At 63.1% G+C, this 13,673-nt stretch carries 11 protein-coding genes; 5 read left to right on the top strand and 6 right to left on the bottom strand.

Features of this window, described 5'->3' with window-relative positions; translation table 11 throughout:
* Positions 1–155 precede the first annotated feature (155 nt).
* On the top strand, positions 156–626 hold the full coding sequence (locus SynWH8101_RS13690; protein WP_130130226.1) for a nitrate reductase associated protein: 471 nt from the start codon (positions 156–158) through the stop codon (positions 624–626).
* Here the strand turns inward: SynWH8101_RS13690 and SynWH8101_RS13685 are convergent.
* Together SynWH8101_RS13685 and SynWH8101_RS13680 are read right to left on the bottom strand one after the other, a co-directional pair.
* Positions 607–2,835 (bottom strand): molybdopterin oxidoreductase family protein, encoded by a 2,229-nt coding sequence (locus tag SynWH8101_RS13685; protein ID WP_130130225.1) that lies wholly within the window; start codon positions 2,833–2,835, stop codon positions 607–609. The genes SynWH8101_RS13690 and SynWH8101_RS13685 overlap by 20 nt on opposite strands.
* Before the next feature lie 51 nt (positions 2,836–2,886).
* The gene (locus SynWH8101_RS13680) at positions 2,887–4,443 is read right to left on the bottom strand and encodes an MFS transporter (RefSeq protein ID WP_130130224.1); all 1,557 of its coding nucleotides are present in this window, start codon (positions 4,441–4,443) and stop codon (positions 2,887–2,889) included.
* Positions 4,444–4,603: 160 nt separating this feature from the next.
* Between SynWH8101_RS13680 and SynWH8101_RS13675 the strand changes: the two genes are divergently transcribed.
* From SynWH8101_RS13675 to SynWH8101_RS13665, 3 genes are all read left to right on the top strand, one after another.
* Positions 4,604–5,221, top strand: a complete 618-nt coding sequence (locus SynWH8101_RS13675; protein ID WP_254427986.1) for a molybdenum cofactor guanylyltransferase — start codon at positions 4,604–4,606, stop codon at positions 5,219–5,221.
* Positions 5,208–6,263 (top strand): GTP 3',8-cyclase MoaA, encoded by a 1,056-nt coding sequence (locus SynWH8101_RS13670; protein WP_130130223.1) that lies wholly within the window; start codon positions 5,208–5,210, stop codon positions 6,261–6,263. The genes SynWH8101_RS13675 and SynWH8101_RS13670 overlap by 14 nt, the downstream gene beginning before the upstream one ends.
* 91 nt (positions 6,264–6,354) lie before the next feature.
* The gene (locus tag SynWH8101_RS13665; RefSeq protein WP_130130556.1) at positions 6,355–6,846 is read left to right on the top strand and encodes a redox protein; all 492 of its coding nucleotides are present in this window, start codon (positions 6,355–6,357) and stop codon (positions 6,844–6,846) included.
* On the opposite strand, the gene SynWH8101_RS13660 is transcribed toward SynWH8101_RS13665, so the two are convergent.
* The 3 genes from SynWH8101_RS13660 to SynWH8101_RS13650 are packed head-to-tail and all read right to left on the bottom strand — an operon-like array spanning position 6,834 to position 10,215.
* Complete coding sequence (locus SynWH8101_RS13660; protein WP_130130222.1) at positions 6,834–7,754, bottom strand: transglutaminase family protein; 921 nt, start codon at positions 7,752–7,754, stop codon at positions 6,834–6,836. The two genes, SynWH8101_RS13665 and SynWH8101_RS13660, sit on opposite strands and share 13 nt — an antisense overlap.
* The gene (locus SynWH8101_RS13655) at positions 7,739–8,722 is read right to left on the bottom strand and encodes an alpha-E domain-containing protein (protein WP_130130221.1); all 984 of its coding nucleotides are present in this window, start codon (positions 8,720–8,722) and stop codon (positions 7,739–7,741) included. The genes SynWH8101_RS13660 and SynWH8101_RS13655 overlap by 16 nt, the downstream gene beginning before the upstream one ends.
* Positions 8,716–10,215, bottom strand: coding sequence for a circularly permuted type 2 ATP-grasp protein (locus SynWH8101_RS13650; protein WP_130130220.1), 1,500 nt, complete (start codon positions 10,213–10,215; stop codon positions 8,716–8,718). Before SynWH8101_RS13650 ends, SynWH8101_RS13655 begins: the two co-directional genes overlap by 7 nt.
* A gap of 175 nt (positions 10,216–10,390) precedes the next feature.
* Between SynWH8101_RS13650 and SynWH8101_RS13645 the strand changes: the two genes are divergently transcribed.
* Positions 10,391–11,965: an alpha/beta hydrolase gene (locus SynWH8101_RS13645; protein ID WP_254427985.1), complete on the top strand. Its 1,575-nt coding sequence runs from the start codon at positions 10,391–10,393 to the stop codon at positions 11,963–11,965.
* Here SynWH8101_RS13645 and ureC read toward each other — a convergent pair.
* On the bottom strand, positions 11,962–13,671 hold the full coding sequence (ureC, locus tag SynWH8101_RS13640) for an urease subunit alpha (protein ID WP_130130218.1): 1,710 nt from the start codon (positions 13,669–13,671) through the stop codon (positions 11,962–11,964). The two genes, SynWH8101_RS13645 and ureC, sit on opposite strands and share 4 nt — an antisense overlap.
* Positions 13,672–13,673 lie beyond the last annotated feature (2 nt).

The raw sequence follows: 13,673 nt of genomic DNA, 5'->3' as shown, positions 1-13,673 counted from the left end.
CATGAGTGACGCCCATCAGCATGCCAAGACAGAGAGCGAGACGCATGATCACTTGTGCGACGATCGCACAGAGCTTGCAGGCGGCCGCCGGCCCAGTTGGTGATCAGATACACCGTTTTCGGCTAAAGAAGAAAGCAGGGTTGTTGTTGATACCAATGTCGGAACGCGTTATCGATCAGGCCCGCCATTGCTTTGCCTTTGAGCAGGATTTCATCGGCAACTGGCGCTGCATTCCTCTGTGTGTTCGGCGCAAACTCGATTTGAGCGGTGTGAAGCTGAAGCTCAACCACTGGCTTGGCCTCAGTCAGCAGCAACGTCAGGAGCTGGTGGATTGGGCCGATGATCCCAAGGCTCTTGACCTGTTTCGGGATCATTTGCGCCTCTGCACCGCTGCGATGGCCGACGGCATGGTGACCGACCTGCCTGTCGCCATTGCTGAGCCCTGGCAATGCCCTGACCAGCTGCCGGACCTGTTGTTGGAGGCTGCCCAGCGGAGGCGGATTCCCCTCGTGCTCGACCGTTGGGCTGGGCTGAGTGAACTGGAGCGCTTCGCGCTTTGCAAGCTGGCCCGGCCCGGCCACGATCATCACAACCTGGAGGCAGCCTTCAGCGAAGTGCTGGCCTGAGCCAGCGTCGCAATGGCTCCAGACGTTGGCTGTTCTGTTCGATCGGTTGGACCACCGACACGGCAGGGGCCACCACGACGGCAGTCGCCTTCAGTTCCGGTTGTTTGGAGATTGGGCAGGCCAGCTCATGCATCAGAGCGTTGGCTTCACAGGCATGGTCCTGACTGAATCCCCAGTGCATCGGCAGAAACACCGACCCCCTGCGAATCTGCTCTGTGATCGTGACGCGGGCGGTGAGGGTGCCCCGCCGTGAACTGATCGCCGCCAGGTCATCGGCTTCCAGGCGGAAGCGGGCTGCGTCTTCCGGATGGATTTCCAGGCGCGGTTCCGGATGCATCGCCCGCAAGCGCTCCACCTTGCCGGTGCGCGTCATGGTGTGCCACTGACCGAGGTAGCGGCCCACGCTGAGCACCAGCGGGTACATCTCGCAGGGGGGTTCGGCCAGGCCAAGGGGATCTTCGGCGTGAAACCGGGCCCGTCCACTGCTGGTGGGGAAGCGATGGTCGCTGTAGAGCCGTCGGGAGCTGTTGCTCGGTAAGCGTCCGGCTTCGAAGGGCCACTGCTGCGGCCCATGCTGCGCCAGGAGTTGATGGCTGAGCCCCGACATGTCGCACACCCGGCCTGCGGTGAGCGCGGTGAATTCCGCATACACCTCCGCAGAGGAGGCGTAGCTGAACTGCTCGATGAATCCCAGGCGTCGCCCCAGCTCGGCAAACACCTCCCAGTCGGGACGGCTCGCACCGTGGCGGGGCCGGAAGGCGGGGCAAAAGGTCACGCGTCGCTCTGAATTGGTCATCGCTCCAGCCTTCTCACTCCACTGCGCTGCGGGCAGGAGTAAGTGGGCGTAGTGGGAGGTCTCCGTGTCGGCGTAGGCCTCACTCACCACCACGAGGGGGCAGCGCTGCATGGCTGCCTTCACCCGCTTCAGGTTGGGCATGCTCACCAGGGGATTGGTGGCAGCTACCCACCAGAGATCCAGCTCGCCCCGTTCCATCGCCTCCACCTGCTGCCAGGCGGTCAGGCCCGGGGTCGGGTGGATCGAGCCCTCCGGAAGACCCCAGGCCCGCTCCAGTTCGGTTCTGTGTTCGGAATTGCTCACCAGGCGATATCCCGGAAGCAGATGGGCCAGGCCGCCGGCCTCTCGCCCCCCCATCGCGTTCGGTTGGCCAGTGAGCGAGAAGGGTCCGGCCCCTGGCTTGCCGATCTGCCCGGTGAGCAGGTGCAGGTTGATGATGCCGCTCACAACGGCGGTGCCCTCCCGCCGTTGGTTGACACCCATCGACCAAAGGCTGAGCACCCCCTGACTGCGACTCCAGAGCCTGGCGACCTGTCGCAGTTCCTTCTCGCTGATGCCGCAGAGTGCGGCCACCTTGGCGGGAGTCCAGGCCCTGATGGTCTTCGCGTAGGCGGCGAAGCCTTCGGTGGCTTCATCAATGAAGTCGCTGTCGAAGCCGTTGTCCTGAACGATCAGTCGGGCAAGACCATGCAGCAGGGCAAGATCGGTGCCGGGGGCAATCGCCAGATGGTAATCGGCGATCCTGCTTGTATCAGTCGCCCGGGGATCGACCACCACGATCGTGAGGCCCTTGGGGTCCCGTTTCTTGCGCTTGAGCAGACGCTGAAACAGCACTGGATGGCACTCAGCCGTGTTGGTGCCGATCAGGACGGCGACCGAGCAGTGGTCGAGATCGTCGTAACAGCAGGGGGGGCCATCTGAGCCGAGGCTGCGGCTGTAGCCGGCTACCGCTGAACTCATGCAGAGACGGGAGTTGGCATCAAAGTTGTTGGTGCCCAGGGCCCCCTTCAGCAGTTTCTGCGCGAGGTAGTAGTCCTCGGTGTGGAACTGGCCTGAGCCATACATGGCGATCGCCTGGGGCCCCTTGCCAGCGAGGCTGCTACGAATTCGACCTTCAAGCAGATCCAGGGCCTGATCCCAGTCGATCGGCTGAAAATCCTGGTCGAGACTGGCGCGATAGAGAGGTTGATTGAGTCGACCTCGGGCCAGGGTCTCCCCGACCGTGGCCCCTTTGATGCAAACCTGCCCGAGGCTGGAGGGATGGTCTCGATCACCGCGGGAGCTCCACATCGGTGTTCCATCGGCATCACGCTTGACGGCCTTGCCGGCTTCCCCGGGAGGTAGAAGCTCAAGACCGCAGCCAACACCGCAGTAGGGACACTGGCTGTGTTGGCTTGTTAACGGCTCGGCCATGGCGAGAGAGGGAGATTGGCGCAGGGAGCATCAGCGCTGGAAAAGGGTGATTCAGATCCTTGCCAGCGCGACCTCATCGGCATGCTCTTCAGCAAAAGATCCCTTCGGTTCCTTCAGAAAGAAGAAGCAGAGGAAGCCCACGATCAGGCCGGCGATCCCCAGCACCTGGAAGAAGGCACTGTTGGAGGCTGCCACGATTTCGGGTGAGGGATCCTTGGCATCGCCACCCATCCAGATGGGCAGAAGGCTGAAGATGGTCAGATAGGCCACAGCTCCAACGTTGCCGTAAGCCCCAACCATGCCGGCAACCTGGCCGGTGACCCGCTTTTTCACAAGTGGCACCATGGCGAAGGTGGCACCCTCACCGGCTTGCACAAAGAAGGAGCAGGCCATGGTGAGCAAGACAGCGATGGCAATGCCGGCACTGCCGCTGAAGGTGCCCGGTTTGATCAGACTCATCACCAGATAGCCAATGCCCAGGCCGATGGTGAGGAAACCCATCGTGCCTTTGCGGCTTCCAAGGCGATCGGAGATCAGACCGCCGCCTGGACGGGCGACGAGGTTCACGAAGGCAAAACAGGAGGCCAGGATGCCAGCAGTGGCCTTGGGCAGATCGAAGGTGCTTTCGAAGAATGCAGGCAGCATCGACACCACGGCCAGCTCGGAACCGAAGTTGACGATGTAGGTGAGTTCGAGGATGGCGACTTGCTTGAATTCGTAGCGATCTTCTTTGGGATAAGTTTGGGTGCCTAGGATCAGCTCACGGTTGGTGCGGATGATTCCCCAGGTCTGAAAGGCGAACCAGATCAGCACCGCAAGCAAGGCCAGGGGATAGGTGTCGTCATTCAGAAAACCGACTTTTTTGAGGCGCCAGCAGAGCACTGAGAGGATGGCGGCGAAGGGCACATTCATGCCAAGCAGACCCCAAAAGTCCTTCATCGAGGTCACTTCCAGGCCGGCTGATTTGACAGGCTTCTGGTAGGTCTTGCCAGGAGGTGTGTCGCTGACGCTTGCGTAATAGATGAAACCGTAAACAGCCGAAATGATGCCCGTGAGTGCAATGGCGCCACGCCAGTTCAGGATTTCGCCATTGGGAAGCTCAAAGCCACCGGAGAAGGAAAGCCAGCCGGCCACAAGGACGAGTGTGAGGGCGGAAAAGGCGGAGCCAAAGTTGCCCCAACCACCATAGATCCCCTCCGCTAGACCGATTTCCTTGGGAGGGAACCATTCGGCCACCATGCGGATCCCGATCACGAAGCCAGCGCCCACAATGGAAAGCAGCAGGCGAGCGACGACCAGCTGATTGAAGTCTTGGGCAGCGGCAAACATCAGGCAGGGAACGGCCGAAAACACCAGCAGAGTGGAGTAGGTGATCCGCGGTCCGAATTTGTCGAGCAACATCCCGATCAGGATGCGAGCAGGCACGGTCAGTGCCACGTTGCAGATCGCCAGGGTTCGGATCTGGGGAACACTGAGGCCGAAATCTGCTTTCACTGTGGTGGCCAGAGGAGCCAGATTGAACCAGACAACAAAAGTGAGAAAAAAGGCGAACCAAGTAAGATGGAGCGTTCGATATCTCCCTTGGAACGACCAGAGATCGCCAAGCATGGGGTGATGAATGAGGAGGGATCAAACCCCGGCTTCAAAAAGCAGCGTCCAGGATTTCCGTTGCGGCGCGAATGCTGACCGCAGTTTTATTTCACCACTTCCTGGCCACCTCTTTGGTCGCTGTTGTTACGGAATCTCCCCTCTGCTGTGGTGCTAAGTGATGAAGTTCCGGGTCAGTGCTGTGCCGCGACTGCTACGTGCCTGTGTGCTTGCCGGTGGCGCCAGTCGTCGCATGGGTTCTGACAAAGCTCTGCTGCCCCATCCCAGAGGCGGCACCTGGCTGGACAACACCGTGGCCTTGGCGATGGCCCTCGAGTTGCCGGTGCTGGTGCTTTCTGGTCATGCCAGTCATCAGGAGTATTTAGCTTCCCGGTCCCCGCAGTTGCGTGTGCTGTCTGAGCCTTGGCCGCCTGCCGGGCCTCTGCAGGCTTTCGCCGCTGTGTTCTCGGCTCGGAGCGATGAGGCCTGGTTGGTGCTGCCGATCGATTTGCCTTGCCTCACCTCCCCTGCGCTGGACACGCTGTTGGCCGCCTGGCGGGAACAGGAGCACGCGGCCTTGGTGGCGCATGACGGCGAACGGCAGCAGCCCCTGCTTGGGATTTATCCCGGTATGGCTTGCTCCCACGCTGCCCTCGAGCGGCAGTTAGGTCGCGGCTGCCATCGCTGGCACGATTGGTTGCACCAGATTCCCCACCGATCCTTTTTTCTGCCTCCAGAGCTGCTGCTCAATGCCAACCATTCCGCTGATCTGGCAGCGTTGACTGATGGTGAGTTCTGAGTTGGTGACGGACCGCAGGCAGCGCCCTCTTCAGGTGTTGCGTCTGTCGTTGACGGCCCGTTGCAATCTCGCCTGTTCCTATTGCCAGCCCGACCACAGGGAGGTGAGCGGGTTGCTGAGTCAGTCGCAGCGCCTGGCGCTGATCGAGGCCTGCTGTCGCCTTGGTGTTCGCTCCCTGCGCCTCACCGGTGGTGAACCCTTGCTCAGTGACCAGCTGGAGCCCTTGCTTGAGGCGATTCGCCTGCGGCGACAACAGCCAGGCGATCCACTGTCGCAACTGGAGGAGGTGGCTCTCACCAGCAATGGCTTGCTCCTGGATCAAGCCAGGGCTGAGCGTCTTCGGCGAGCTGGTCTGGATCGGATCACCCTCAGCCTCGATGGCCTCGATGCCGCCGTGGTGGCCGCCATGGCTGGATTGCCGGAGGTGGGCGAGGCGGGTGCCCGTGCTCTTGCTGCGGTGAGGGAGGCGATTGTGGTGGCTCGTGAGGCTGGCTTTGACCCTCGTTTGGGTGCACTCAAGCTCAACAGCGTGATCCAACGGGGTCGCAATGAGGATCAGCTGCTGCCCTTGGCGGCCTTTGCCCGTGACCAGGGGCTGGAACTACGCCTGATCGAGTTCATGGATGTGGGGCATCGGAACGGCTGGAGCGGCGATCAGGTCATGCCGGCGGCGGAGATGCTCCGTCAACTGCAAACGGTTTGGCCCCTGGAGCCCCTGGGTCGGCCAGTGGGGGGTACGGCCCGGCGGTGGCGTTACCGAGATGGAGCCGGCGTGGTGGCGATGATCGCCTCTGTGAGCGAGCCGTTTTGCTCTGATTGCAATCGGGCCCGGATCACCGCTGATGGCCAGCTGTTCACCTGCCTCTTTGCCTCGACGGGTCTCAACCTTCGGCCGTGGCTCGAGCCATGCAACGACCCTGAGGCTCTCTGCGCAGTGCTCCGTCAGCACTGGAGAGCACGAACCGACCGTTACAGCGAGGAACGCGGCCTGAAATCGGGACTTGTGCCTGAGCGTGCGGAGATGGCCTATCTCGGTGGCTGAACGCCGGTTGGTGGATTCGGTCGCATCGGTCACCGACGCTGCCAGGGCTGACTCGTACAACGGTGGTTGCCACGGACAGGATGCCGTCTCAGTGTTCGAACTGCTCTCTTATGAACGCTTTCGGGATACGCCCTCTGTGCGCTTTTTTGATGTCACGGTCAACGGCTCCAATGCCCGCGATCTGGTGATCCACAGCGGTCCGGCGGTCAGCCCCCCCAATGCCCCCGACACCGGCGCCTGGCAGTTCTATCTGCATCCCCATCAGGAAGACAACCTGCTCGCCGCCAGCGGCGGACGCACGTTTTACCTGGTCAATCTCAGCTGGACAGAGCCGTTTCACATCGTGCGGCTGGAGAGCGGCGGCGACATCCTGCGCATTCCCAGGGGCACCTTTCATCGCTCCGTGTCCGATCCGGAGGGTTCGGTGGTGCTCAACCAGGCCCTTCGTGATCCAGGTGCTTCTCTCGTGCGTGAATTCCGCGTTTACAACAGTGAGCGGATTCCGCGGCTCTATGCCGTCACCTCCACGGCGGCGCCACGCCCCAGGTTGCATGGCCTGGCGCCGCTGGTTCAGGCCGCCTGAACCTGCTTGGAGACAGAGTCCTTTCCCTGGTCGCCTCGGAGCAGCAGGCCGTCGCCATCAATCTCCGCCTCGATGCTCCAGTGCAGTTCACTGGCGGTGTTCGGCGGGCCGCTGAAGCTGCCGGTTACCGCGGCTGTGAGCTCAGGCCTGGAGGAGCTGGCCACCACGATGTAGCGATCATCGATGGCGCCGCAGCCGCTCGGATCAAAGCCCCGCCAGCCGGCCCCCGGCAGATACACCTCCGCCCAGGCATGCAGGTCGTACTGCTCCGGCGCCGGATCCACCAGGTGGTATCCGCTCACGAAACGAGCCGGCAGTCCCACGCAGCGGCAGCATTCGATCATCAGCATCGCCAGGTCGCGACAGGAGCCGACCCGCTCCCGCAGGGTGCGACCGGCAGGCCAGGCCGGGCCGATGTGGCGTTGGGTGTACTTGACCCGATCCTGGATCATCTCCACCAGTTGGCGCAGGAAGGGCAGGGCCTGCTGATTGCTGCCCATCAGGGCGTCCTGGGCCAGTTCCACCGCTGAGGGGTCGTGCTGTCCATCCGGCAGCCAGCCCTCAAGGGCGCCCTGCAAGTCTCGGTTCAACAGGCCGCGCGGATAGGGCAAGGAGGGTTCCATGCCGCTGAAACAGTCTTCCAGCGGTGGTGCCTGGCGCGTTTCCACCAGGCTGCGCGCCACGAAGCTGAGTCGGTCGGTGGCGCCGAGAAAGCGCACCCGACAGATTTCATCGCCACTGGAGGCCACCAGTTCGTGGCGATGGAGCGGGTCAGGGGTGATTTCAAGCTGATGGCTGATCAGGCGCTGAAATCCCTGGCCGCGCGGCCGCAAACAGAGGCGATGCTCGCCCAGGTTCACCGGCGCCGCATACCGGTAGGAGAGGCGATGGATCAGCTGAGCGCGCATGCGGGATCGGCGGGAATGGAACGGAGATCGGCGAGGGTGAAATAGCGCTCGTGGATCAGTTGATGCAAGCGGTTCAGGTCGGATTGGAGCTGGTCGATCGCTTCATGCAGGCCGCTGCCAATCAGGGCGTCGATGCGCACATAACTCCAGCGCGCCAGCAACTGGCCCCGAAGACACTCCAGATCATCCGGTGGGCCTGGCACCGGCTGGCGCTGGATCTGTTGCAGGGTGTCGCTGATGCCCTGCAGACAGCAGCGCACCGAGCGGGGAAAGATCGGATCGAGCAGCAGGAAGGAGGCTACGGCGCTGGGGGCGATCGCCTCCTGCATGCTCTGGCGGAACATCTGATAGGCACCGGCGGATCGCAGCAGGGCAATCCATTGCAGTTCATCCAGCACGCCCCCCACCTCCTCTGGTGAGGGCAGCAGCAGGAAATACTTCACATCGAGGATCCGGGAGGTTTTGTCGGCCCGTTCGATCAGGCGACCCAGCCGGCTGAACAGCCAGGAGAGGTCGCGGCTGAGGGTGGCATCGGTGATGCCATAGAAGAGCTGGCAACCTCGCCGGATGTCGCGCAACTGTTCCTGTTCCGGCTCCTGCCAGATCGCTTCGCCATCCTGCAGGCTCCAGTAGAGACCGTTGATCTGCTCCCACATCTCGGTGGTGATCACATCGCGGATCTGGCGCGCGTTTTCCCGCGCCATGGCGATGCAGCTCACGATGCTGTTGGGGTTCTCGTGATCCGACACGAGGAAGCGGATCACATCCTTCGGGTTCTGGCCGCCCGCCTGACGATCGAATAGGTCGCGATCACCACTGGCATCCACCAGGGGCAGCCAGGGCTCAGCGCTGCCTGGCGGGCAGTCGAGGGCCATCGCTTCACTCACCTCCACAAAACGGGAGATGTTCTCGGCCCGCTCCACGTAGCGATTGATCCAGTAGAGCGAATCGGCAACGCGGCTCAACATGGCGTGTTGTCGCTCACCACCTGGCTGTCGCTCACCACCTGGCTGTCGCTCACCACCTGGCTGTCGCTCACCACCCAGGTGTCCTTGCAGCCGCCGCCCTGGGAGGAATTCACCACCAAGGATCCCCGCTTCAGGGCCACGCGCGTGAGGCCTCCCGGACTCACCCAATTGCTCCGCCCGCGTAACACATAGGGACGCAGATCCACATGGCAGGGGTAGAGCACACCTTCACTGAGGGAAGGCACGGTGGAGAGTTCAAGGGTGGGTTGGGCGATGTAGTTGCGGGGGTTGGCCTGAATGCGCACGGCAAAGGCCTCGATCTCCTCCCGGCTGGCGTGGGGGCCGATGAGCATGCCGTAGCCGCCCGCTTCCGCCACCGACTTCACCACCAGCTCCTCCAGATGCTCCAGCACATACCTCAGATCGTCGGGTCGGGAGCAGAGGTAGGTGGGCACATTGGCGATCACCGGCTCCTCGTTGAGGTAATACCGGATCATCTCCGGCACGTAGGCATAGATCAATTTGTCGTCGGCGACGCCGGTGCCAGGGGCATTGGCGATCGCCACCCGCCCCTGACGCATCACCTCGATCAAGCCGGGAACACCCAGCATCGAATCACGCCGGAACACCTGGGGATCGAGGAAGTCATCATCAATGCGCCGATAAATGACATCCACCGGTTCGAGGCCGCGGGTGCTGCGCATCCACACGCGCCCGTTCTCACACACCAGATCCCGACCTTCCACCAGGCCGATTCCCATCTGCTGGGCCAGATAGCTGTGCTCGAAGTAGGCGCTGTTGAACACGCCTGGTGTCAGCAGCACCACCCGGGGTGTGTCGGTCCAGGGGGCGAGTTCCTTGAGGGTGCGAAGCAGGTGGGAGGGATAGTCATCGATCGGTTGCACCGTGCGTCCCTCGAACAGGCTGGGGAACAGGCGTTTCATCACGCGCCTGTTTTCCAGGAAGTAGGCAACACCGGACGGGCAGCGCAGGTTGTCTTCCAGGACGCGCCAGTTGCCCTGTCCATCACGGATCAGATCCAGACCGGAGATGTGGCACCAACGGTTGAGCGGCATGGTCATCCCCTGCATCTGGGGGCGCCAGCCCTGGGAACTTTCCACGTCGTCTCGGGGGATCACCCCATCCCGGAGGATCGCCTGGTCGCCATACACATCGGCCAGGAAACAGTCGATCGCCTCCAGGCGCTGCAGCAGACCGCGCTCGAGGGTGCTCCATTCCGAGCGGCTGATCAGGCGCGGCAGGGGGTCGAAGGGAAGAATCCGTTCGCCGCCCTGTTGACCGGAGTCATTGAGGCGGAAGGTGGCTCCGAGGCGCCGGAGCAGGTTGCTGGCGGAGGCATGGGAGCGATTCAGTTCATCGAGCCCGATCCGACCCAGGGAGGAGAGCAGGGGCAGCAGGGCGCTGCGCGGTTCGGCCTGCTCGCTGCAGAAATATTCGTCGTAGCCGCGGCTGGGTCTGTAATCCGTGAACATGAGCCGTGAACAGGCTGGGCCCATCCAAGGCTTCCGTCCTGCCGGGGCAGGTCGCATTCGTTACCGAATCCAAAATCCTGGATCGGCCCTGTCCGGATGTTGTCAAGCGGGCGGGAATCGGAGAAGGTGCTGCGAGTGAAACGAGTTCTTTATGCGTGCGCTGCTTCTGAAGCTGATGACCGCCGTCACGGGCGCCCTCGCTCTTGCGCCGGCGGCAGACGCGGCAGAGCGCATTCGCTTTCAGTTCGGTGAGTTTTCCCGTGATGTTTCGGTGCCATCGCTGGTCACCTTCACGGAAACGGGTCAGGTGAATGAAGACCTGCAGACCTATCTCGATCTCCTCAACCCACAACAGCAGCAGTCGCTGCGCAAGCTGCTCAATCAGAGCCTGCCAGTCACCGATGTGATGGCATCGAACTTCCTGAGCACCCCCCTCGGTCAACGCTCCCTGCAGCAGCTGGTCAAGGTGCTGGTTCAGCCCGCCGCGATCGCTGAGCCCGCTCTGTCGTCCGCCTTAATTCTCGGTGCGGCCAAGTCGGGTGAGTTGCGCCTCATCGATGTGTTGGAGGCCTATCCCACCCAGATCCTGCCGGTCAATGTTGCCGCAGTGTTGTCTCTCGCTGATTCGCTCACCCAGCAGTTCAACCTGCAGAACAAGCTGTTTCCTCGCATCGCTTCCATTCAGGGAGCACCGGCCCAGGGTCCTGATCTGGCGACGCTGGCCGCCAAGGGCGAGGAGCGTTTCACGCAGACCCCGTTTCAATTTCAGGGCCGCCTCGGTACCACGATCAGCGCGATCGCCTATCTCCCCAGTAGTGCCACCAGCGCCCGCCCGGCCCGGCTTGTGGTGATCGCTCCCGGCCTCAACACCGACATGAATGCCCTTCTGTATGTGGGCAAGCAGCTGGCGAGCCATGGGTATGCGGTGGCGTCGCTGGATTTCCCCTTCACCAGCGCCAACACGATCAAGGCGGTGATTCAGGGCACGGGCACGATTCCGCCCCCGAATGCCTGGTACAGCCAACCGCTCAGCGTCAGTGACCTGATTGATCAGATGCAGCAGCGCTACGGCAATCGGGTGAACACCCGCGAGGTGGGCGTGCTCGGTCAGTCGTTGGGTGGGTACACCGTGACGGCTCTGGCCGGTGCCGAACTGGATTGGCCCCATCTCATCAAGGGATGTGCTGAGCTGAATGACCCCGACAAGGTGGTGCTCAATGCCGCGGTGGTGTGGCAATGCGTGGCGCCCGGCCAGGTGGTGCAACGCAAGAGTTTCCGCGATCCGCGCGTGAAGGCGGCGGTGGCCGTGAATCCGGTGACCAATCCGATCTTCAGCCCCACGTCGCTGAAGGCGATCGCCGCACCGATTCTGTTCGTCTCCGGCACCGACGATATTTTCGCGCCGCCCATCTCCCAGCAGCTGATTCCCTTCACCTCGATTCAGCAGCCCGGGTCGTTGTTGGCCTTGCAACACAACGGCACCCATCTGTCCTTTCTCGATGGCAGCGCCAAGCTGCCCCCCTTCGTGATCGGCCCGGATCAGCCCCTGGCGCGAGAGGAATTGAAGGGGATGGCCCGCGCTTTCTTCGATCAACACCTCCGCAACACCCCATCCGCGCCGCCGTTGCTAGCACCGACGGCCACATCCGGAGTGTTCAGTGGCAGCGAGCCGCTGCGGTTGCTGATCAGCCCCCGCTTCAGCCGCGACCAGCTCAACCAGGTGGATCCCGGCCTGAAGCAGTTCCCCTAAAGCAGCAGGTAGCGCTGGGCCAGGGGCAGCACCTCGGCGGGCTCGCAGGTGAGCAGCTCACCATCGGCAAACACTTCGTAGGTCTGCGGGTCGACGCTCACCTTGGGCAGGGCGGCGTTGAGCTTGAGGGCGCCTTTCCCCACACTGCGTGTCTCCTGCACCGGCACGCAGGGCCGTTCGAGGCCTAGCTCCTGGGGGATGCCGGCGTCCATCGCCGCTTCGCTCACGAAGGTGAGACAACTGGGGGCGAGGGCTTTGCCGTAAGCGCCGAACATCGGCCGGCCGTGCACCGGCCCGGGCGTGGGGATCGAGGCGTTGGCATCGCCCATCTGGGCCCAGACGATCGAACCACCCTTGAGCACCAGCTCCGGCCGGATCCCGAAAAAGCCGGGTTTCCAGAGCACCAGATCGGCGAGTTTGCCGGTTTCGATCGACCCCACCTGGCGGCTGATGCCGTGCGCCAAGGCCGGGTTGATCGTCACCTTGGCGATGTAGCGCTTCAGCCGGTGGTTGTCGTTGCGGCTCGAGTCTTCCGGCAGGGCACCCCGTTGCACCTTCATCTTGTGGGCCGTCTGGAAGGTGCGGGTGATCACTTCTCCAACACGACCCATCGCCTGGGAGTCGCTGGCGATGATCGAGAAGGCGCCGAGGTCGTGCAGGATGTCTTCCGCGGCGATCGTTTCGCGACGGATGCGCGATTCGGCAAAGGCCACATCTTCCGGGATCTTCGGATCGAGGTGGTGGCACACCATCAGCATGTCGAGGTGCTCCTCGAGCGTGTTGCGGGTGTAGGGCCGGGTGGGGTTGGTGCTGCTGGGCAGCACGTTCGCCTCACCGCAGATCCTGATGATGTCGGGGGCGTGGCCGCCACCGGCCCCTTCGGTGTGGAAGGTGTGGATCGTGCGGCCGCCGATGGCGCGGATCGTGTCTTCCACGAAGCCCGCCTCGTTGAGGGTGTCGGTGTGGATGCACACCTGCACATCCATGCGGTCGGCGACCGACAGGCAGGTATCGATCGCAGCCGGTGTGGTGCCCCAGTCTTCATGCAGCTTGAGGCCGCAGGCGCCGGCCCGCACCTGTTCCTCCAGGGCTTCGGGTGTGCTGGCGTTGCCCTTGCCGAAGAAACCGAGGTTCACCGGCAGGCCTTCGGCGGCCTGGAGCATGCGGCCGATGTGGAAGGCGCCGGGGGTGCAAGTGGTGGCGTTGGTGCCGGTGGCGGGGCCGGTGCCACCTCCGAGCAGGGTGGTGACGCCGCTGGCCAGGGCGGTCTCGATCTGTTGAGGGCAGATGAAGTGGATGTGGGTGTCGATGCCACCTGCGGTGAGGATGTGCCCTTCCCCGGCGATCGCTTCGGTGCCGGGGCCCACCACGATCGTCACCCCGTCCTGGATGTCGGGATTGCCGGCTTTGCCGATCGCCACGATGCGGCCGTCTTTCAGGCCCACATCCGCCTTGACGATGCCCCACCAGTCGAGGATCAGGGCATTAGTGATCACCGTGTCCACCGCGCCATCAGCCCGGCTGGTTTGGGCCTGGCCCATGCCGTCCCGGATCACCTTGCCGCCGCCGAACTTCACCTCGTCGCCATACACGGTGAAGTCCTGCTCCACCTCGAGGATCAGGTCGGTGTCAGCAAGTCGCAGGCGGTCGCCCGTGGTGGGTCCGTAGGTCTCGGCGTAGGCCTGGCGGGAGAGGTGAGTCGGCATGG

The sequence above is a fragment of the Synechococcus sp. WH 8101 genome (assembly GCF_004209775.1).
Taxonomy (GTDB): Bacteria; Cyanobacteriota; Cyanobacteriia; order PCC-6307; family Cyanobiaceae; genus Synechococcus_C.
The sequence above is the reverse complement of the archived record's forward strand: the minus strand, read 5'-3'. Positions and strand labels throughout refer to the sequence as shown.

Coding starts and splice junctions, on each gene's coding strand:
- SynWH8101_RS13650 (WP_130130220.1), bottom strand. CDS start 10,215: ATGTTCACGGATTACAGACCCAGCCGCGGCTACGACGAATATTTCTGC.
- SynWH8101_RS13675 (WP_254427986.1), top strand. CDS start 4,604: ATGAAGTTCCGGGTCAGTGCTGTGCCGCGACTGCTACGTGCCTGTGTG.
- SynWH8101_RS13690 (WP_130130226.1), top strand. CDS start 156: ATGTCGGAACGCGTTATCGATCAGGCCCGCCATTGCTTTGCCTTTGAG.
- SynWH8101_RS13670 (WP_130130223.1), top strand. CDS start 5,208: ATGGTGAGTTCTGAGTTGGTGACGGACCGCAGGCAGCGCCCTCTTCAG.
- SynWH8101_RS13660 (WP_130130222.1), bottom strand. CDS start 7,754: ATGCGCGCTCAGCTGATCCATCGCCTCTCCTACCGGTATGCGGCGCCG.
- SynWH8101_RS13680 (WP_130130224.1), bottom strand. CDS start 4,443: ATGCTTGGCGATCTCTGGTCGTTCCAAGGGAGATATCGAACGCTCCAT.
- SynWH8101_RS13685 (WP_130130225.1), bottom strand. CDS start 2,835: ATGGCCGAGCCGTTAACAAGCCAACACAGCCAGTGTCCCTACTGCGGT.
- ureC (WP_130130218.1), bottom strand. CDS start 13,671: ATGCCGACTCACCTCTCCCGCCAGGCCTACGCCGAGACCTACGGACCC.
- SynWH8101_RS13655 (WP_130130221.1), bottom strand. CDS start 8,722: ATGTTGAGCCGCGTTGCCGATTCGCTCTACTGGATCAATCGCTACGTG.
- SynWH8101_RS13645 (WP_254427985.1), top strand. CDS start 10,391: ATGACCGCCGTCACGGGCGCCCTCGCTCTTGCGCCGGCGGCAGACGCG.